The organism is Methylorubrum populi (assembly GCA_036946625.1).
In the GTDB taxonomy this organism is placed as follows: Bacteria; Pseudomonadota; Alphaproteobacteria; order Rhizobiales; family Beijerinckiaceae; genus Methylobacterium; species Methylobacterium populi_C.
In genome coordinates this window covers 143872-162919 of sequence record JAQIIU010000001.1, presented here as the reverse complement: position 1 = coordinate 162919, position 19048 = coordinate 143872, and the positions used below count along the sequence as shown (strand labels likewise).

General features: G+C 71.2%; 18 protein-coding genes. 11 read left to right on the top strand and 7 right to left on the bottom strand.

Features of this window, described 5'->3' with window-relative positions; all coding sequences use genetic code 11:
* Positions 1-85: 85 nt before the first annotated feature.
* The 3 genes from PGN25_00790 to pabB are packed head-to-tail and all read right to left on the bottom strand — an operon-like array spanning position 86 to position 2953.
* Positions 86-943, bottom strand: coding sequence for an aminotransferase class IV (locus PGN25_00790; GenBank protein ID MEH3116186.1), 858 nt, complete (start codon positions 941-943; stop codon positions 86-88).
* Entirely contained in the window at positions 930-1556 is a 627-nt protein-coding gene (locus PGN25_00785; protein ID MEH3116185.1) for an aminodeoxychorismate/anthranilate synthase component II, read from the bottom strand. Before PGN25_00785 ends, PGN25_00790 begins: the two co-directional genes overlap by 14 nt.
* Positions 1553-2953 (bottom strand): aminodeoxychorismate synthase component I, encoded by a 1401-nt coding sequence (gene pabB / locus PGN25_00780; GenBank protein MEH3116184.1) that lies wholly within the window; start codon positions 2951-2953, stop codon positions 1553-1555. The genes PGN25_00785 and pabB overlap by 4 nt, the downstream gene beginning before the upstream one ends.
* Before the next feature lie 363 nt (positions 2954-3316).
* On the opposite strand from pabB, the gene rimO reads away from it, so the two are divergent.
* The 3 genes from rimO (at position 3317) to PGN25_00765 (ending at position 5556) form a co-directional block, all read left to right on the top strand.
* Positions 3317-4663, top strand: a complete 1347-nt coding sequence (rimO, locus tag PGN25_00775) for a 30S ribosomal protein S12 methylthiotransferase RimO (GenBank protein MEH3116183.1) — start codon at positions 3317-3319, stop codon at positions 4661-4663.
* A gap of 190 nt (positions 4664-4853) precedes the next feature.
* Positions 4854-5276 carry a DoxX family protein gene (locus PGN25_00770; protein ID MEH3116182.1) on the top strand — a complete coding sequence of 141 codons (423 nt, stop codon included), beginning with the start codon at positions 4854-4856 and terminating at the stop codon, positions 5274-5276.
* Between the two features lie 112 nt (positions 5277-5388).
* On the top strand, positions 5389-5556 hold the full coding sequence (locus PGN25_00765) for a hypothetical protein (GenBank protein MEH3116181.1): 168 nt from the start codon (positions 5389-5391) through the stop codon (positions 5554-5556).
* A gap of 133 nt (positions 5557-5689) precedes the next feature.
* Here PGN25_00765 and mazG read toward each other — a convergent pair whose 3' ends face one another.
* Positions 5690-6544, bottom strand: coding sequence for a nucleoside triphosphate pyrophosphohydrolase (gene mazG / locus PGN25_00760; GenBank protein MEH3116180.1), 855 nt, complete (start codon positions 6542-6544; stop codon positions 5690-5692).
* Between the two features lie 753 nt (positions 6545-7297).
* Between mazG and PGN25_00755 the strand changes: the two genes are divergently transcribed.
* Together PGN25_00755 and PGN25_00750 are read left to right on the top strand one after the other, a co-directional pair.
* Positions 7298-8395 (top strand): replication protein RepA, encoded by a 1098-nt coding sequence (locus tag PGN25_00755; GenBank protein ID MEH3116179.1) that lies wholly within the window; start codon positions 7298-7300, stop codon positions 8393-8395.
* 620 nt (positions 8396-9015) lie between these two features.
* Positions 9016-9546, top strand: a complete 531-nt coding sequence (locus tag PGN25_00750) for an HTH domain-containing protein (GenBank protein MEH3116178.1) — start codon at positions 9016-9018, stop codon at positions 9544-9546.
* Between the two features lie 509 nt (positions 9547-10055).
* Here PGN25_00750 and PGN25_00745 read toward each other — a convergent pair.
* On the bottom strand, positions 10056-11357 hold the full coding sequence (locus tag PGN25_00745; protein ID MEH3116177.1) for a patatin-like phospholipase family protein: 1302 nt from the start codon (positions 11355-11357) through the stop codon (positions 10056-10058).
* Positions 11358-11662: 305 nt separating this feature from the next.
* On the opposite strand from PGN25_00745, the gene PGN25_00740 reads away from it, so the two are divergent.
* From PGN25_00740 to PGN25_00725, 4 genes are all read left to right on the top strand, one after another.
* The gene (locus tag PGN25_00740) at positions 11663-12712 is read left to right on the top strand and encodes a CoA ester lyase (GenBank protein ID MEH3116176.1); all 1050 of its coding nucleotides are present in this window, start codon (positions 11663-11665) and stop codon (positions 12710-12712) included.
* 59 nt (positions 12713-12771) lie between these two features.
* Positions 12772-13110, top strand: a complete 339-nt coding sequence (gene hspQ, locus PGN25_00735; GenBank protein MEH3116175.1) for a heat shock protein HspQ — start codon at positions 12772-12774, stop codon at positions 13108-13110.
* Positions 13111-13227: 117 nt separating this feature from the next.
* A complete protein-coding gene (locus tag PGN25_00730) occupies positions 13228-13776 on the top strand; it encodes a hypothetical protein (protein ID MEH3116174.1) in 549 nt (182 codons plus the stop codon).
* Complete coding sequence (locus tag PGN25_00725) at positions 13770-14453, top strand: GGDEF domain-containing protein (GenBank protein MEH3116173.1); 684 nt, start codon at positions 13770-13772, stop codon at positions 14451-14453. The genes PGN25_00730 and PGN25_00725 overlap by 7 nt, the downstream gene beginning before the upstream one ends.
* 104 nt (positions 14454-14557) lie before the next feature.
* Here PGN25_00725 and PGN25_00720 read toward each other — a convergent pair whose 3' ends face one another.
* On the bottom strand, positions 14558-14740 hold the full coding sequence (locus tag PGN25_00720; protein MEH3116172.1) for a hypothetical protein: 183 nt from the start codon (positions 14738-14740) through the stop codon (positions 14558-14560).
* 406 nt (positions 14741-15146) lie between these two features.
* Between PGN25_00720 and PGN25_00715 the strand changes: the two genes are divergently transcribed.
* Positions 15147-16268, top strand: coding sequence for an HD-GYP domain-containing protein (locus PGN25_00715; protein MEH3116171.1), 1122 nt, complete (start codon positions 15147-15149; stop codon positions 16266-16268).
* A gap of 147 nt (positions 16269-16415) precedes the next feature.
* Here PGN25_00715 and speB read toward each other — a convergent pair whose 3' ends face one another.
* The gene (gene speB / locus PGN25_00710; GenBank protein ID MEH3116170.1) at positions 16416-17429 is read right to left on the bottom strand and encodes an agmatinase; all 1014 of its coding nucleotides are present in this window, start codon (positions 17427-17429) and stop codon (positions 16416-16418) included.
* 379 nt (positions 17430-17808) lie between these two features.
* On the opposite strand from speB, the gene PGN25_00705 reads away from it, so the two are divergent.
* Positions 17809-18816: a GNAT family N-acetyltransferase gene (locus tag PGN25_00705; protein ID MEH3116169.1), complete on the top strand. Its 1008-nt coding sequence runs from the start codon at positions 17809-17811 to the stop codon at positions 18814-18816.
* The last annotated feature ends 232 nt before the right edge of the window (positions 18817-19048 follow it).

Sequence of the window (19048 nt, the reverse complement as noted above, 5' to 3'; positions counted from 1 at the left end):
CGCCCTGGATCGCCACGGCTTCGCCTCGCGATGACGCAGGAGAGGCCGAAGTCATCAACCGGATGTCGTATCACGGCATCCGCGATCACGGGTCGAGGGCGTCCACCCCGACGCCGCACGCCGCCGCCACCGTCTCCCGTAAAGCCGCGCAGACTCTCCGAACCGTCTCGTGCCCCGCGCTGTCGTAGACCCGCGCGCCGAGCGCCGTCACGGGCGCGAGCAGGCGCAGCGAATTCGTGACGAACAGGGCCTCCGCCTCCTCCAGCTCGGAGGGCAGGAGAGGGCGCTCCTCGACCGGCACGCCGAGCGCGGGCGCGATCCTCGAAACGATCTCGGCCCGGACGATGCCCGGCAGCACGCCCTCGGCCGGCGGCGGCGTCACGAGCCTCCCCCCGAAAACCCCGAAGACATTGCCGGTGCCGGCACAGGCCACGCGGCCCTTCGTGTTGAGGAACAGCGCCTCGTCGAACCCTTGCGCCTGCACCGCGCGGGCGGCGAGCACCGCGTCGAGATAGCCCAGCGTCTTGAGGCGCGCGGCCGGCGAGGTCTCGTTGCGGGCGATGGGCGTGAGCGTCAGCCGCAGGGGCGCGAAGAACAGGGCGGCCCGCGCCGGCGCGCCGCTGCCGAACAGGAAAGGGCTCGGCTCAGGGGGCGGCGCCAGACCGCGCGGGCCGGGGCCGCGGGTCAGCGTGGTGCGGATCGCCGCGAGCGGGGCGGTGCCGGCCAGCACCCGCATCGCCTCGGCGATCCGCTCGCGGGCGACGGAGAAGCCGAGCGCCTCCGCGGCGGCGGCGAGGCGGGCCACGTGGGCGGCCTCGAAGGCAACCTGACCCCGAAGGGCAAGAGCCGTGTCGAACACCCCGTCGCCGAGCAGCAGGCCGCGATCGCCCATGGCGAAGGGCAGGGTGCCGCCCTCGACCAGCCGCCCGTCACACCACAGCATCGGCGGGCGCCTTCTCCGCACTGTCCTGCCGAGCCCGCCAAGTGCGGGCGCCCTTGAGAAAATTCGAGAACAGCGCGTGGCCGTTCTCGGTCAGCACCGATTCCGGGTGGAACTGGATGCCCCAGGTCGGGTGCGTGCGGTGCGTGAGGGCCATCACCTCGCCCTCGCCCGAGGCGGCGTCGACGGTGAGGTGGCGCTCCATCTCCGGCGTCGGGGTGACGATCAGCGAATGGTAGCGCCCGACCTGCATCGGCTGCGGCAGCCCGGAAAAAAGCCCCGTGCCGCCGTGCCGGATCGGCGTGGCGTGGCCGTGCAGCGGGCGGCCCGCCCGCTCGACCCGGCCGCCGAAGGCCGCGCCGATCGCCTGATGGCCGAGGCAGACGCCGAGGATCGGCACCGCGCCCGACAGGTCGCGGATCGCCGGCAGGCTCACCCCCGCTTCCGCCGGGGTGCAGGGGCCGGGCGAGATCACCACCGCCTCCGGCGCGCGGGCGCGGATGCCGGCGACGTCCAGCGCGTCGTTGCGCACGACCTCGACCCGCTCGCCCAGCTCCTCGAAGTAGCGCACCACGTTGAAGACGAAGGAATCGTAGTTGTCGACGACGAGGATCACGGCGTGCCCTCCTCGAAGGCCGCGAAGATGCGGGCCGCCTTGGTCAGCGTCTCCTCGTATTCGGGGCCGGGCTCGGAGAGCAGCGTCACGCCGCCGCCGACCTGGAGCACGGCCCGGGCCTCGTCCATGAACACGGTGCGGATCGCGATCGACGTATCGAGCGCGCCGTCGAAGCCCAGCGCGCCGATCGTCCCGCAATAGAGCTCGCGCGCATCGCCCTCGATCTCGGTGATGATGTCCATGGCCCTGAGCTTCGGCGCGCCGGTGATCGAGCCGCCGGGAAACGTCTTCCCGATGAGGTCGAGGGCGTCCGAACCCTGCCGGAGCGTGCCCGTCACCACCGAGACGAGATGGTGGATGCCGGCATAGGATTCCAGCCCGCACAGGGTCGGCACCCGCACGCTGCCCGGCTCGCACACCCGCGACAGGTCGTTGCGCAGCAGGTCCACGATCATGATGTTCTCGGCCCGCTCCTTCGGGTTGCGCGCGAGCGCGGCGGCGATCTCGGCGTCCCGGGCCGGATCGGGGTCACGGCGCACCGTGCCCTTGATCGGCCGCGTCTCGACCGCCCGCCCCTCCAGTTTCAGGAAGCGCTCGGGCGAGGAGGAGGCCACCGTCAGGCCCTCGAACGCGAGGTAGGCGCCGAAGGTCGCGGGGTTGGTCTCGCGCAGGCGACGGTAGAAGGCGAACGGATCGAAGCCGGGCGGCAGGTCGGCGGCGAAGCGCTGGGCGATGTTGGCCTGATAGATGTCGCCGGCGCGAATGTAATTTCGGACTTTTTCGACGGCGATCTCATAGCTTTGCTGCGAAAAGTTCGAGCGCCATGCGAGCCGGGCGCCGGTCCATTCCGGCAGCGTGGCCGGGCCGGCGAGCCGGGCGGCGAAGGCGTCGAGCCGTTCTTTTGCCCGCCTCTCCCGAGCGAGCGGATCGGTCTCGGGAAAGCCCGTGGCGATCAGGAGACAGGTGCGCCGCCGGTGATCGACGGCGAGCAGCGTGTCGTAGAGGTTGAAGGCGATGTCGTCGGTCAGCCCCGCCCGGCGGGCCGGGGGAGCGACCCGCTCCAGGCTCGCCCCGAGATCGTAGGCGAAGTAGCCGATCGCCGCTCCGGGAAAGGCCGGCAGGTCGGCACGGGGCGCCAGCCGATAGGGCGCGAGGCAGGCCCGCAACGCCTCGATGGGAGAGCCCGGCACCTCCCGTCCATCGAGGGTGGCGCGGCCGTCGCGATACCGGAAGCGCCCGAACGGGTCGGCGGCCAGCACCGAGACGCGCCCCAGCGTGTCGTGCCGCATGGCGCTGTCGAGGAAGGCGAGCCCGGGCCACCGGGCGAGCCGCGCGGCGGCCGCGACCGGATCGATGAAGGGAATCTCGCGGGTCCAGACCATGGGCTCGGTCGTCATGCCTTGCGCGGCTTTTTTCGTGACCTACCCAAGGGCGCGCGGAACCCGTCCGTCAATCGCCCCCGCGTTCCGGGCCCGCGGGAGGGGTATGCGCGGCACCCGGAAGAGCGTTGAGAAGGCACTTCAGGATACGGACACAAGGCACTTTGAAATCGCCATTTTTCTAAATTTCACTCTCCTCCTCCGACCCGGCATGGATGGCGAGCGACAAGCCGATGCCGAGCGCGCCGAATTGGGCTTCCGACGATCCCTTCCGGCCACGCTCGCAACCGCGCCACGATACGGCTATATCGGCGCATCCACCGCCATCGATGCAGGACGCGCGGCCCTCGTTCGACGAAGGCCCGCCCCCAATGAGCCGTCATGACCGCTACCGCCTCTCCCTCGGACAGCAAGGGCGCCGCCGCGCCGCGGATCTCCTTCGTGTCGCTGGGCTGCCCCAAGGCGCTCGTCGATTCCGAGCGCATCCTCACCCATCTGCGCGCCGAGGGCTACGAACTGTCGCGCCGCCACGACGGGGCGGACGTGGTCATCGTCAACACCTGCGGCTTCCTCGATTCGGCGAAAGCCGAATCGCTCCAGGCGATCGGCGAGGCTCTTGCCGAGAACGGCCGGGTGATCGTCACCGGCTGCATGGGCGCGCAACCGGACGAGATCCGCGAAAAGTACCCGAACCTGCTCGCCGTCACCGGCCCGCAGGCCTACGAGTCGGTGGTCGCGGCCGTGCACGAGGCCGCGCCGCCCGCCCACGACCCGTTCCTCGACCTGATCCCGCCGCAGGGGGTCAAGCTCACCCCGCGCCACTACGCGTACCTGAAGATTTCCGAGGGCTGCAACAACCGCTGCACCTTCTGCATCATCCCGAGCCTGCGCGGCGATCTCGTCAGCCGCCCGGCGGGCGACGTGCTGCGCGAGGCGGAGAAGCTGGTGAAGGCCGGCGTGAAGGAGTTGCTCGTCGTCTCGCAGGACACGTCGGCCTACGGCATCGACACCCGCTACGCCCCGAGCCCCTGGCGGGACCGGGCGGTGCGCACCCGCTTCTACGACCTCGCCTCCGAACTTGGGCAACTCGGGGCCTGGGTGCGGCTGCACTACGTCTACCCCTACCCGCATGTCGACGAGGTCATCCCGCTGATGGCCGAGGGCAAGATCCTTCCCTATCTCGACATGCCGCTCCAGCACGCGAGCCCCTCGGTGCTCAGGCGGATGCGCCGGCCGGGGAACCAGGAACGCCAACTCGACCGCATCCGGCGCTGGCGCGAGACCTGCCCGGACCTCGCCATCCGCTCGACCTTCATCGTCGGCTTCCCCGGCGAGACCGAGGCGGAGTTCGAGGAACTGCTCGACTGGATCCGCGAGGCGCGGCTCGAACGCGTCGGCTGCTTCGCGTACGAGCCGGTCAGGGGCGCCCCCGCCAACGACCTCGCCGCCCCGGTGCCGCCGGAGGTGAAGGCCGAGCGCAAGCGCCGCTTCATGGAGGCGCAGGCCGGGGTCTCGCTGAAGCTGCAGCGGGCGAAGGTGGGCAAGCGCCTCCCCGTCATCATCGACGAGGCCGGGCCGGGCGTGGCCCGCGGCCGCTCCAAGGCCGACGCACCGGAGATCGACGGCAGCGTCCACGTCGCCTCGCGCCGTCCCGTCCGGCCGGGCGACATCGTCACCGTGAAGATCGAGCGGGCCGACGCCTACGACCTGCACGGCATCGCCGTGTAGGGCAGGACGGTCCGGCGCGCCCGGCGAACCGCCGCCCACGCGAAACGTTGCTCCGTCACGACACGGGAGCGAGGCGCGAGGGACGGATGGCGGACGAGCAGCGCGACCGGACCGACGAGGCCGCCCGCGGCAGCACGCCCTCGGGCGAGCGCAAGACGGGCTCCGCGGACGACCGAGCCGCCTGACCGGGATGCGCGACGACCGCCGCTGGCTGCGCTTCGGCCTGATCGGCCTCTACGGCTTCATCGGCGTCGTCCACCTCGCCGCGACCGAGCGTTTCCTGCCAATCATGCCGGATTGGGTGCCGCAGCCGCGCCGCGTGGTGGTCGGCACCGGCCTGTGCGAGATCGCCGCCGCGCTCGCGCTGTTCGTGCCGCGGCTGCGGCGGATCACCGGGATCATGCTGGCGCTCTACGCGGTCTGCGTGTTCCCCGCCAACGTCAAGCACGCGGTTCAAGGCATCTCCGTCCCGCCGATCCCCGAGACGTGGTGGTATCACGGCCCGCGCCTCGCGCTTCAGCCGGTGATGGTGTGGTGGGCGCTCTATGCCGTGCGCGCCATCGATTGGCCGTTCGCGGCGCGAAGAGCGCGCGAAGACGGGACTCCCCGTTAGGCTTAACCCGAAAAGACGCAAGGCTTTTCTCTGAGGAAAACGAGGCCGGTGGAGTATCGGGACCGGTTCAACCGGTGGTCCTAGGTCCGCGATCCTGTCTAGGCTCGCGCCCATGCCGAAGAGCCGCGACCCGAGCCGGACGAAACGCCCGCAAGCTGAGGCCGCGCCGCCGGAGCAGGCGGCGGTCGAGCGCGCCCTGGAACAGGTCGTGGAGCGCCTGAAGCCGAAGGCACCGGGTCCGAAACCGGCGCCGAAGAGCGGACCGCGGACGAAGGGTTGAGCCGCCGCCGTCATGGTTTCGAAAGGACGAGTCCTTTCGCGGGTGCAGGGCACAGCCCTGCAAATCGGCTTCGCCGCCTTCAGGGCTCTGCCCTGAAAACCCGCCGGCTCTTCGGGGATCCCCGACCTGAGCCTCACGTCTTCTCGTCGCGCTTCACCGCCTGCCACGCCGCTTCCATGGCGGGGAGGGCGGCGTCCTCCAGGCTCCGTCCCTCGGCCGCGAGGCGGGCGGTCATCTCCGTGAAGCGGCGTTCGAACTTGGCGGTGCCGCGGCGCAGGGCCTCCTCCGGATCGACGCCGGCGTGACGGGCGAGGTTGGCGACCGAGAACAGCAGGTCGCCGATCTCCGCGAACACCACCTCCGGCTCGCCCGCGCTCAAACTCTCCTCGACCTCATCCGTCTCCTCGCGCACCTTGGCGAGAACCTGGGCCGCGTCCGGCCAGTCGAAGCCGACGGAAGCCGCGCGCTTCGAGATCCGGTCGGCCCGGGCCAAGGCGGGCAGGGCGCGCGACACCCCGGCCAGCGGACCCGCCGCTTCCGCCTCGCCGGCCCCCTTGCCGGCTCCCTTGCCGGCCGCCGCCTTCTCCGCCCGCTCCTGCGCCTTGATGATCTCCCAGGCCGCCCTGATCGCCGCCGGGTCGGTCGGGCGCCGCTCCGGCGGCAGGAAATCTCCGGACGTGTCGAAGACGTGCGGGTGGCGCCGGATCAGCTTGGCGCAGATCGCCTCGGCCACGTCGTCGAAGCGGAAGGCGCCTTCCTCCTCGGCGATCCGCGCCTGGAACACGACCTGGAGCAGGAGGTCGCCGAGTTCGTCGCGCAGATCCGCCCGGTCGCCGCGCTCGACCGCGTCGGCCACTTCGTAGGCCTCCTCGATCGTGTAGGGAACGATGCTGGCATAGCTCTGCCGCACGTCCCAGGCGCAGCCCCGTTCCGGATCGCGCAGCCGCGCCATCAGCGCCAGCAGCCTGTCGATCGGTGCCCCGTCCATCGATCCCGTCCCGCTCTTCATCCACCCGCCCGCGGCAAGCCACCGCTCATAGATCGTCCGCTGTCGTCGTGCAGCCAGCGCCCGTGCCAAGGCTTCGAACGGAGGAGGAGAGGGGCACAGCCTGTGCAAAATTCCTCTTATTCCCCTTGAAAAGCGGTGGGGAGAGGGCTGTTCGTTTTGCCGAACGCACCTCGCCTATCCTTAGGAAAGCTATCTGTTAAGGATTCTTCTGGAGTCAGTTCAGCAGGTTATAGGGTGTCTGAAAAACCCCTTTTCGAACCGTGGCTTGAGACCTGTTTGCGCATCGGACTCTGCGCGGAGCCGCATCGAACTCTGCGCGGATGCGCATCGGATTCGGCGTTGGGACCCGGGCCTGCCGCATCGGATTCTGCGTGGATGCGTACCGGATTCGGCGTGCGAAACCGGTTCGGGCGGGGGATCGTGGGGACAAGTCCGCGGCGGGCGGGCGTATCGAACTCTGCGCGGGCGGATTCCGGCGGGTCGGCCGACGCATCGAACTCTGCGTGACCCCCGGCGGCCCCCCGAAGGCCTGCGGGCGACGCGCCTGTGCAGGACTCGGGGGCCCAAGCGTGGATTCCCGGGAAAACTCCGGCGGGCCCCGGGACTCCGCGGAGCCGAATCGCGACAGATCGGTTGCGGCCCTGAAGGCTCCTCGACGCGTTCCGTCCGAGGCCCGGCTCTGAGGAAGGCGACACGACGTGACGCGCAGCGGGAGGCCTTGAAGGGCAGGTGATGGCGGGGCTGGAGGCCAAGATCGCCGCGATCCGCGATGCGGACCTGCGGGCGGAGCTGGAGGCGGCGCGGGGCGGGTTCCTGTTCGCGCCGATCGTCGAACACCTGTTCTTTCGCCAGCGCGAGCGCGACGCCGCCCGGGCGCAGGCGGGGGCGGAGGGCCGGCGCCGCGAGGCCATGGGCCGCGACCGCCGCCGCCGCGACGCCGTGCGCGAGGTGATCGAGAACGAGCCGACGGCGCCGGAGAACCTCCAGCACCTCCACTCGGTGCTGGCCCTGTGCGGCCTGCCCTACCGGGATCCGGGCGCCGCCCGCGACTTCGTGCGGGAATACGGGCGCAACTCGCTCAGCCTGTCGGCGGGGCGCCTGAAGAACCCGGTCACCGGCGAGATGGAGGCGCAGGGGCTGCCCTACGGGCCCAAGGCACGGCTGGTGCTCCTGCACCTCTGCACCGAGGCGGTGCGCCAGCGCAGCCCCACCATCGAGGTCGCCGACAGCCTCTCGGGCTTCATGAAGGCGATGGGATTTGCCGTCACCGGCGGCGAGCGCGGCACCATCGGCGCCTTCAAGGAACAGCTCAACCGGCTCGCGGCCTGCTCGATGCAGATCGGCCTGTGGGACGGGGAGGGGCAGGCCTCGACCCTCAACGTGCCCCCTTTTCGCCATCTCGAACTCTGGCGGCGGGGCGACGACGGCCTCGTCTGGCAGCGCACCGTCTCGTTCCATCAGGATTTCTACGACAGCCTGATCCGCCACGCCCTGCCGGTCGACATCCGCGCGGCGCGCGCCTTCTCCGGCTCGGCGCGCAAGCTCGACCTGCTGTTCTGGACCGGCTACCGCCTGCGCGCCCTGCAGCGGCCCCTGCGGCTCACCTGGGACAACCTGCACCGTCAGTTCGGAGCCGAGAACGCCAGCCTGCGCAGCTTCCGCCAAGCCTTCAAGGCCGACCTCGCCGGCCTGCTCGAAGTGTTTCCGCGGCTGCGGATCGATCTCGACGAAGGCGGTATGCTGCTCCACCCGGCCGATCCGGGCAGCCTGCTGGTGCCGCCCAAGGCTGCCCGCACCGCGCGCGCGGCCGCAACCGCAGTGCGCGCCTGACGGAATTTTTCGGAATGACGGAGAGACGGAATATTCCATCTATGCCGGAATTCCAAAAATTTCACCGAATACCGAGCGGCGCTGATCCCGACCGATGGTCGGGATCAGCGATCGGGCGGATGCGCCGCCGCCCCGCGGTCGCGGGGGTGGCCGACGGTGAGAGTCTGTTTGACCGGCCACCGTGTCTTCGTCAGGCAACGGCAAGGCGAGAGGAAGATCCTACTCCCATCCTGAACCCTCATCCTGAGGTGCCGGAGCGCAGCGGAGGCCTCGAAGGGGGCTCCGGGAATCGCGCGCGGGATCTGGAGCACCCTTCGAGGCCGCTCACGCGGCACCTCAGGATGAGGGGCGAGATGGGATCACTGCAGTCAAACAGGCTCTGAGAGATCCTCATCGCCGACTGGTGGAAGATCTCGGTGGCGATGGGAAAAGCCGCACTTGGAATAAGCCAGAACGGAACCCTGTTCGCGGCAACGGAACGAGATCGCCATCCCTTCGATTGAAGGAACATGGGTGGAGCCGGACGGAATGGAACCGGCTGGTCTTCCATTCCGGAATGTGGCATCGTTCATTCCCATTCCTTTTCCCATTCCGGGAACAATCAGCCGGAACACGCCATCATGGTCCTGTCGGAAGCCGAGGCCCAGGCGCGGCTGGACGCATTGCGGCGGCAGCGCGACGCGATCGAGCGCCGGATCGCCGACCTCCTCCTCTACCTCGATCTCGGCCGCCGTCTCGGCGGCCCGCCCGCCTCGGCTGGGAGCGAGCCGACGGAGACGCCCGCCGCCGCGCCGCAGCGGGCGGTGCCGGAGCCCGTCCCCCCCCGGGGCGAAAACCTCGGCCCGGGCGGCGTGGAGCGCTTTCCGCAGGCCCCCGGCGCGCAACCGGAAGCCGGCCTGTCGGAGACGGTGCTCGCCCGCCGCTACGGCCGGGCGGTGATTGAGGCGGCCCTGGCGGTGCTGGAGGAGGCGGGCCGCCCGCTCCACGCCAGCGAGATCCTGGCGCGCATCGCGGCGCAGGGGTTCTTCCTGCCGGGGCAGGATCCGGTGGCGGCGCTCAACACCCGGCTGTGGAAGCGCTCCGGCCCCGGCGGCCCGCTGAAGCGCCTGGGCGATGCGGTCTACGCACCGGCCGATGCGGAGGAGGGATAGGCGGCTCAGAGCCTGTTTGACCGGCCGACGTGTCTTCGTCAGGCAACGGCAAGGCGAGAGGAATGCCCTGCTCCCATCCCCACCTCATCCTGAGGCGCCGCGAAGCGGCCTCGAAGGATGTTCCAGATCCCGCGCGATCCCTGGAGCCCCCTTCGAGGCCTCCGCTGCGCTCCGGCACCTCAGGATGAGGGGGAGAGGTGGGATCACCGCAGTCAAAGCAGGCTCTGCAAAGGACGGGGAGAATGACCCGCATCGTCATTGCGAGCCGAATGGCGAAGCAATCCAGGACCGCGACGCCAGCCGGCAGGATCCGTCGAGGCGTCCAGCGCCGCCCACCGTCACCATCCCGGCAGGCGAAGCGATTCCTGCGGCGCGGCTTTTCCGGAAAGAGCGGTGCCCCGGATCGCTTGCGCCGAGCCGCGCGATGACGGAGAGCGGCGCGTTTCCATCGGAGCCGGAAGGAAAAGAGGCTGCCGACCGTCGCTCGATCGATGGGCAGTCCCCTCCCGTCAGCGCGAGGCCGTGACGGTGCCGGTCGTGTCCGAGGCCCGGCGGCTGTCCTGGCGGCCCGCTGCCGTGGCGGGGGCATGGGACTCGGTGAAGGCGCTTCCGTCGCGGGCCAGGGCCTCGCCGTGGGCGAACAGGGCCTGCATGTAGGCCCGGTCGAACGGCTTCTCCGAGGTCTTGGTGAAGCGCCCGTCGATGAGGGCCACCCGCAGGTCGAGGCCGGTGCGCTCGGCGTAGGTCCGGGTCAGGGCGAGCGCCGCCCGGGTCTGCGCCTTGATCGCCGCCGACATGGTGCGGCCGAGCACCGAGAGCGTGGTGCGCGAGGCCATCTGGAATTCCGGTTCGAGCCGGTTGTTGACGACGAGGTAGACCCGGTTCGTCGGCAGGTGCAGCCGCGTCTCGCCCTCCACCGCCGCCGCCGGGGCGAGGTAGAACGGGCCCATCGCCCCGCCGTCGTCGTGCAGTTCCGCGAACGACTTGGCGTTCGCGCCTTCCTTCACCTCGGCGGGGATCGCCACCGGCGGGAACACGCCCGGCACCGCGGTCGAGGCCAGCACGATCGCGCGGAACAGGGCGAGCGCGCGGGGATCGCCCGTCTCGGCGCTGCGCCGGGCGATCGCGCCCATGTCCCACAGCACCGGACGCTCGCTGTCGATCTGGGTCGTGGCGATCAGGAGGCGGCGGCCCTTGGCGTGCTCGGCCGCCACCGCCTTGAGCAGCGCGGGCGTCACCGCGCGCCCGATCCGCTCCTTGAGCGGCCACGTATCGGTCAGGGAATCCGGCGTCCCGCCGAACTCGAACACGTCGGCCGCCGAGATCTCGGTGTAGTTCTCCCGCAGGGCCGCGTCGGCCCGGGCTCCCATCGTCGGTGCGGCGAAGGCGAAGGGAGCGATCAGGGCCCCCGTCGAGACGCCGGTGACGATGCCGAAATCGGGGCGGTCGCCGCGCTCGCTCCAGCCCGCGAGCAGGCCCGCGGCGAAGGCGCCGTTCTCGCCCCCGCCCGAGAGCACCAGCCAGGGGTCGGAGGCGCGGGGGGCCCCGTCGATCAGCGCCTGGAACGCGGTCGCGTCGTCGCCGGCGATGCGCACCGAGGCCGGCAGGCCCTCGGGCCGCGCGGTCGCGGCCTCGGCGGCGGTGTAGTCCGGCCGCGCGTCGGAGGGTTTTTTCGCCCGCTCGGCCGCGAGCGCTCCACCGAGCGCCCCTTGCGACAGGGTCAGCGCGACGAGGAGGCCGGCGAGGGGCCGGCCGAACCGCCGGCCGGCGGTCACGTTTCGCAGGGTCGGTTCGTTGAACAGTCTCGGCATCGACGCACGTCTCCCGACGGTGTTCGACAGCCCGCCTCGGCCGGAAAACACGGTTCGCGGCGGTCCGTTCCGTCCTGTTTGCCCCTCCGAAATGCTTCGCCGGGCAAGCTTTGCCGTTCCGCGTCCCCTTCGTCGTCCGTCTCACGATCCGGGGTGGCGCCCGGGCGGCCTGAATGCTTCGCGAAAGCTTCGGACGCGCCGGAAATGGTCTTCCAGCCGGAGGCGTGAACCAAGGTCGGCTTTACGCGCGCGGTGCGGCGCTCTAACCGGGAGGCCATACGCCAAAAGACGGAGACCGGGATCCGATGAGACTGCCGCGCCGCTTCTTCCAGCCGCTCGCCGCGGGTGCACCCGAGCCGTTCCGCGAACTGCCGATCAAGCTCGAGCGGATGATCCACTTCGTGCCGCCCCACAACGAGAAGGTCCGCGCCCGCGTGCCGGAGCTGGCCAGGACGGTCGACGTGGTGCTCGGCAACCTGGAGGACGCGGTCCCCGCCGACCAGAAGGAGGCGGCGCGCAAGGGCTTCGTCGAGATGGCGCGTGCCACCGACTTCGCGGCCTCCGGCACCGGCCTGTGGACGCGCATCAATGCGCTGAACTCGCCCTGGATCCTCGACGACCTGTTCACCCTCGTCGCCGAAGTCGGCGCGAAGCTCGACGTGGTGATGGTGCCGAAAGTGGAGGGTCCCTGGGACATCCATTACATCGACCAGTTGCTGGCCCAGCTCGAAGCGCGCCACGGCGTCGCCAAGCCGATCCTCGTCCACGCCATCCTCGAGACGGCGGAGGGCGTGGCCAATGTCGATGCCATCGCCGCGGCCAGCCCCCGCATGCACGGCATGAGCCTCGGACCGGCCGATCTCGCCGCCTCGCGCGGCATGAAGACCACCCGCGTCGGCGGCGGCCACCCGGACTATCGCGTCATCGCCGACCCCAAGGGCGAGGCCGAGCGGTCGAGCGCCCAGCAGGACCTGTGGCACTACACCATCGCGAAGATGGTCGATGCCTGCATGGCCAACGGCATCAAGGCCTTCTACGGCCCCTTCGGCGATTTCTCCGACGCGGCCGCCTGCGAGGTGCAGTTCCGCAACGCCTTCCTGATGGGCTGCGCCGGCGCCTGGACGCTGCATCCGAGCCAGGTGGCGCTGGCCAAGACCGTGTTCGCCCCCGACCCGGCCGAGGTGAGCTTCGCCGTCCGTATCGTCGAGGCGATGCCCGACGGCACCGGAGCGGTGATGATCGACGGCAAGATGCAGGACGACGCCACCTGGAAGCAGGCCAAGGTCATCGTCGATCTCGCCCGGCTGGTGGCCGAGAAGGACCCGGATCTGGCCAAGGTCTACAATCTGCCCTGATCGTCGCGGATGTTGGCCCCGCGTTGGAACGGAAGGCGCGCGAGGCCTATCTATCGGTCATGACCCAGACCAGCATGAGAACCGCCAAGTTCGGCCTCGGGGCGGTGGTCCGGCACCGGATCTACCCGTTCCGGGGCGTGGTGTTCGACGTGGACCCGGAATTTTCCAACACCGAGGAATGGTGGCTCGCCATTCCCGAGGAGGTCCGGCCGCGCAAGGACCAGCCCTTCTACCACCTGCTCGCCGAGAACGCGGACAGCGAGTACGTCGCCTACGTCTCCGAGCAGAACCTCGTGCCCGATACCTCCGGCGAGGCCCTGCGCCATGCCGGCATCGCCGAGGTGTTCGAGCGCAGCGCCGACGGCGCCTACCGCATGCGGATCGGCCACGCGAACTGACCGTTTTTCCGCGCGCTCGGGCGAAGAGCGGAGACGGCAAGCCGCGGAACGCTTTGTTCAACTGCGATCGCTACTGGACGGGGCGACGTCACCGTTGCCGCGGGTTCCGGAATCGCCATGGACGTGGTCACCATGCTGCTGATGAGCCTTGCGGCGGCCGCGGTCGCGGCGGGCTTCCTGGCCGTCGAGTGGCGGACGCTGCGCAATCCCGCACTGCTCCTCTGGAGCGCCGGCTTCGCCGTCATCGTCCTCGGCAGCGCGCTCTCGCTGTCGCGCGCCGCCTCCTTCCTCGCCGGGGTCTGGTTCGCCAACGGCCTGCTCGTCGTCGCCCATCTCCTGTTCCTGGCCGGCACCGCGCGCTTCACCGGACGCCGGATCGCGCCGCTCTGGTGGGGCCTGCTCCTGCCCTGGGCCGGGCTGCTGCTCCTGCCGAAGGGGATCGATCCCACCCCGGTCTTCGCGATGACGAACGCCGCCCTCGTCGCCGCCGTCGCGCTGAAGGCCGGCCATCGCCTCCTGTCCCGCGCGGGCGCGCCGTTCGAGGAGCGCACGGCGGCCTCCGACGGGCTCGGCATCGTCTTCGCCGCCCACGGCGCCTTCTACGGCGTCAAGGCGCTGCTCGTGCCGGTGCCTTCGTCAGCCTCGTCGGCTTCAAGGGCGTGCTGATCCAGGTCTCGCTGTTCGAGGGCCTCCTGGTCGAGGTGCTGCTCGCCCTGCTGATGGCGGCGGTCGTGCGCCGCCGCCGGGAGGAAGCGATGACGGCGCTGGCCGAGCGCGATCCCCTCACCGGTGCCTTCAACCGCCGCGCCTTCGAGAGCCGGGCGGCCGGGATCCTGAGCATGGCGGCCGGCGGTCGGAGGCGGCCGGGCGCATTGCTGCTGCTCGACATCGACCGCTTCAAGACGATCAACGACACCTACGGCCACGCCGTCGGCGACCGCATCCTCGTGGCGCTCACCGGCGTGCTCGAGGCCTGCCTGCCGCGGGAGGCGGTCCTGGCGCGGCTCGGCGGGGACGAGTTCGTGATCCTGTTGCCGGAGTCGGACGAGGCGGCGGTCCAGGATCTCGGCGCGGCGATCCGCGTCCGAATGGCCCGCGAGGGCGGCCGGGGCCTGCCGACCGGCGCCACGGTCAGCCTCGGCGCGGCCCTGTTCGGCGGCGGCCCGGCCGGGCTCGACGCCCTGATGGCGCTCGCCGACACGGCGCTCTACGAGGCCAAGGCCCGCGGTCGCGACCGGCTGCGCCTCCGCCGCCTGGAGCCGCCCGTGGCGCGTGCCGCGGGCGGGCGGATGCCGGAGCCGGCCTCGGCGCGCTTGTCGTCCGAGACCGGCTGCTGCGCCTGAGGCACGCGGCACCCTGAACGCGAAGGGGGCATACGCATGGACGCAACGCCCCTCTCGTGGAGTCGAGCGGGCCCGCCCCAATCGCGGTGAAGCCGGACCGGATCTCAGAAGATCAGGTCGAGCTTGGCCGTCTCGAAGCCCGCCGCCCGCAAGGTGTCGGGAAGGGCGGAATAGTCCGCGTAGCCGGCCTCGCGGGCCATGGCGTCGAGGGCGGTGCGCTCGTCGTCGGCGCTGCCGGTCCAGAGGATCGCACCGCTCTTCTTCTGCCGGATCTGGTAGATGCTCATGGTGAAGCGTCCATCGTCGAAACTCTCTTGACCGGATAACCCGTCGAGGCCCTCCGGGTTGCAGGCGATGATCGAACAGAGGCCGGCATCTCCGGGCAGCGACGCGGACGTCGCCCGAAGGGATCGGCGGGCGCTCGTGCGAGACGGTTCCGGTCGCGGGCCGGTCAGGCCTCGTGGCGCGGCGGGCGCGGTGCGAACGCGTCCCGCGGGGGCCGGCGGGCCAATGGTTTCCTCGCACGGGACCTTTGGGTCCGGCAGCCCCGCTCCGACGCCGAAGCTCTGCGTCCGGCGAATACGTCAGGATTGTATCGCCGGGAAACCGCGAAGCTTTTCGCAACACTTTTGTTATATCCGGCGGAGGATACCGCTTCGAGTCCGCACGGGCCTCGCGGCCGACGGATGACCGATGCAGGAACCCCGGGACCGACACGAGCGTCAGAACGCGCGCCGCGAGGACGTCGTCGTCCTCGTCTCCGACCGCCGCGAGCGGGCGGAGCGTCTGGCCCGCGGCATCGCTCTCGTCCTGCCCTGCCGCGTGATCGAACCCGGCGCGGCCCTGCCCGCCCGCCGGCCGGCCGCCTTCGTCGTCGATCTGGCCGCCGACCGGGACAGTGCCTGGGTCGCGCGGCTCGCCGCGCGCATCCGCGAGAGCGGGTTGCCCTGCCTCTATCTCGCCCGCGGCAATGCCTCCCAGGACGGGGCCGCCGTCCGCCTGTTCGGCGCGCCGACGGTGATCGATCCGCGCCAATCCGCCGGCATCGTCCCGGCGCTCACGCGCCTCGTCGCGGAGGGCCGAGCGCGGGAAGCGGGCGGCCGAACGCCCGCGGCGCGGGTGGGGCGGGCGACCGCCCTCGTCACCCGGCTGTTCGACAACGCCGCCGCCGGCCGGCCCCCGAGCCCGGCGGAGGCCGAGGAGGGGACGCGGATCGTGCTCGACACGGTGTCCGAGGTCGGCATCCGCGCCTGGCTCGACCTCGTCTGGCGCCACGACATCCAAGTCTACCAGCATTCCCTGAGCGTGGCGGGCTTCGTCGCCGTCTTCGCCGCCGAACTCGGCTTCTCCCGCGGCGACCGGCAACGGCTCGCCGAGGCCGCGCTCCTGCACGATGTCGGCAAGGCCCTGATCCCGCCCGCCATCCTCAACAAGCCGGGTCCGCTCACGCCCGAGGAGAGGGCGGTGATGCGCACCCACGCCGCGCTCGGTGCCGACCTGCTGGCGAAGGAGGGCGCGTTCGGGCCCGAGATCCTCGACGTGGTGCGCTATCACCACGAACGCCTCGACGGGTCGGGCTATCCCGACGGACTGAAGGCGGCGCAGATCGGCGACCTCGTGCGGCTCGTGGCGATCTGCGACGTGCACTCGGCCCTGACCGAGCGCCGGGTCTACCGCCCGCCGCTCCCCGCCTCCGAAGCCGCCGCGATCATGGAGGCCCAGGCCGGCCAGCTCGATCCCGACCTGCTCAGGGCCTACCGCCCGATCATCTTCCGCGCCGGGGCCGCCGCGGACGGCCCGTCCGTGCCGGATTGATCCCGGGATTCCAAAGGGATCAATCCCTTTGTGGGGCGCCGGGGTGAAACCCCGGCTTCCCTCTCCACCAGGGCTCTGCCTCGGACCCTTATGACAAGGGCTTGGACAAGGGCTTGCCCTTTCGAAACCCGGTCCTTCGCGGCGCGATCAACCGCGCGACGCGACCCGCTCGGCCAGCAGGCACAGGATCTCGAAGGCGATGCCGGCGCCGGAGAGCGCCGTGATGCCGGTGGGATCGAGGGAGGGGGCGACCTCCACCACGTCCGCCCCGACGAGATCGAGGCCGCGCAAGGCCCGCAGCAGATGCAGCGCCTCCCGCGTGGTGAAGCCGCCGATCTCCGGCGTGCCGGTGCCGGGGGCGAAGGCGGGATCGAGCGCGTCGATGTCGAAGCTGAGATAGGCCGGGCCCTCGCCCACCACGGCGCGGGCCTCCGCGGCCACCTCCGGCAGGCCGCGGGCGCAGACCTCCTCCATCGCGACGATCCGCATGCCCTGCGCCAGCGCCCAGTCCCGCTCGTCGGGCGCGTCCATGCTGCCGCGGATGCCGATCTGGATGCAGCGCCGCGGATCGAGCACGCCGGCCTCGACCGCGCGCCGGAACGGCGTGCCGTGGGTGAGCCGCGTGCCGTCATATTGCGCGTCGTCGGTGTCGCTGTGGGCGTCGATGTGGATCAGGCCGAGCGGCCGGGCGGCGCCGAGCGCCCGCAGCACCGGATAGGTGACGAAATGGTCGCCGCCCACCGTGAGCGGCACGATCCCGCCCGCGGCGAGCGGCCGGTAGAACGCCTCGATGCGCCGGTCGGTCTCGGCGGCGTCCACCGGATTGACCGGCACGTCGCCGAGATCGGCGCACGCCGCCAGGGCGTAGGGCGCCACCCCCGTGGCGTGGTTGAGGGTGCGCGTGCCGGTGGAGGCCTCGCGCACGGCCCGGGGCCCGAGCCGGGCGCCGGGCCGGTTGGTGGTGGCGCCGTCGAAGGGGATGCCGATCAGGCCGATCTCGATCCGGCCCGCCGCCGCGCCGGGATCGAGCACCGGCAGGCGCATGAAGCTCGCGAGTCCCGAGAAGCGCGGCGTCACCATCCCCGAGGCCGGCTGGAACCGCGCCAGCCGCTCTGCCCGGGCCGCCGGGCCGGCCGCTGCTCCTTCCGCGCCTTCCGCCATGATGCTCCTCCCCGGCGTCCGATCTGACCCGGCATCAAGCCGCCGACGGCGCCCGCCCGCAAGCCTTCTCAAGCGCCTTCCCGCATCGCCGATGCCGCCACGGGACGGTGGAAACCGCGGCGGGGCGGCATCGGCCGCGAATCTTTTTTCACGGGTGTTGGGCATTGATGGCCAGGAAGACGGCTCGAGCATCGTCCTGGATATCGGATCCAGGACGATGCTCTCGGTTTTTGCTTTTGCATCGTCTTTTTCCGAAAGCCGGCAGCCACCTTTCGGGATGATGCTTTAGGATACGGCCCGAGCTTCCGCGAGGTTCGCAGCGGTGCCCCGGACGGGGCAGCCGCGGCGGCCCGGGGGGCCGACAGGGGAATGAGGGTTCATGGCAGCTCGAGTCGCGGTCGTCGACCGCTCGGAGGCCGCGGATTGGGACGAGGCGCTCTGGCGCCAGCCCGGCGCCAGCATCTACGCGTCCCGGATCTGGGGCACCTACAAGAGCCGCGTCGGCTGGTCGGTCCGGCGCGTCGCCCTGTGCGGCGAGGGCGGCGAGGATCTCGGCTACCTCCAGTACCAGGAGCGCCGCCGCGGTCCCGTGCGCCGCATCCTGGTGCAGGGCGGCTTCGTCCCGACCGCCCGCGGACAGGGGCGGACCGAGGCCCTGCTCGGCGCCTTCCTCGACCATCTCGCCCTGGGCCCGGCGGATCTGCTCGCGATCAAGAGCTACCGCTCCCACGATCCCGAGGGCATCGCCGCCCTGCTCGCGCACCGCTTCGTGCCCGTGGTCGCGGGCAAGGATCACACGATCGAGCTCGACCTGTCGCCGGAGACGGGGGCGATCCTGGCCGCGGCCGAGCGGCGCTGGCGGCGGGAACTGAGCAAGGCGCAGGCCAATGCCGAGCTGACCACCGTCTTCCTGACGGAGCCGGACGAACGCCTGCGGGCCTACGACACCTTCGTGCGGATGTACGCCGCCCTGCAGCGGCGCAAGGGCTTCACCGGCGATCTCGACACCGCCGCCTACCGCGACCTCGCGGCCTGCGACCCGCACCTGCTCTTCCTCGAAGTCCGCGAGGGCGGGGAGCCGATCCTGGTGCGCATCGTCCACACGGCGCGCGAGCGCTGGACCGATTTCTTCACCGCCTCCGACGAGCGGGCCCGGGCGACCGCCGCGGCCACGCTCGCCGTGTGGCGGATCGTCGAGCGGGCCCGGCAGGCGGGGGCCCGCAGCTTCGATTTCGGCGGGGTCGACCCGGCCGACAACCGGGGCGTCTTCGATTTCAAGCGGGCCCTGAGCCGCAACGTCGTCCAGGGCGGACCGACCTGGATCTACGCGCGCAACCCCGTCGTCCGCCGCGCCGCCGCGACCCTCCTGTTCCTGCGCCAGATCTGAGCGCGGGCTGCCGGCGTCGCCCGAGACGTTCGTCATCGGCCCGGTGGGGCCGCCGCTTCGGTGTGCGCCGACATGGTCGCGGTACTGCTCGGTCTGGACGTGGCGGCTGTCGAGGCCGCGCTCGTCGGAGTGCCCATGCTGTGCCGGGCGGCCTTGGCCATGATGTCGCTCCTGTCGCTGTGAAGCGCGTGGAGGGACGGTCACGAATCCGTGCGGAGCAAGCGTGGCAGGT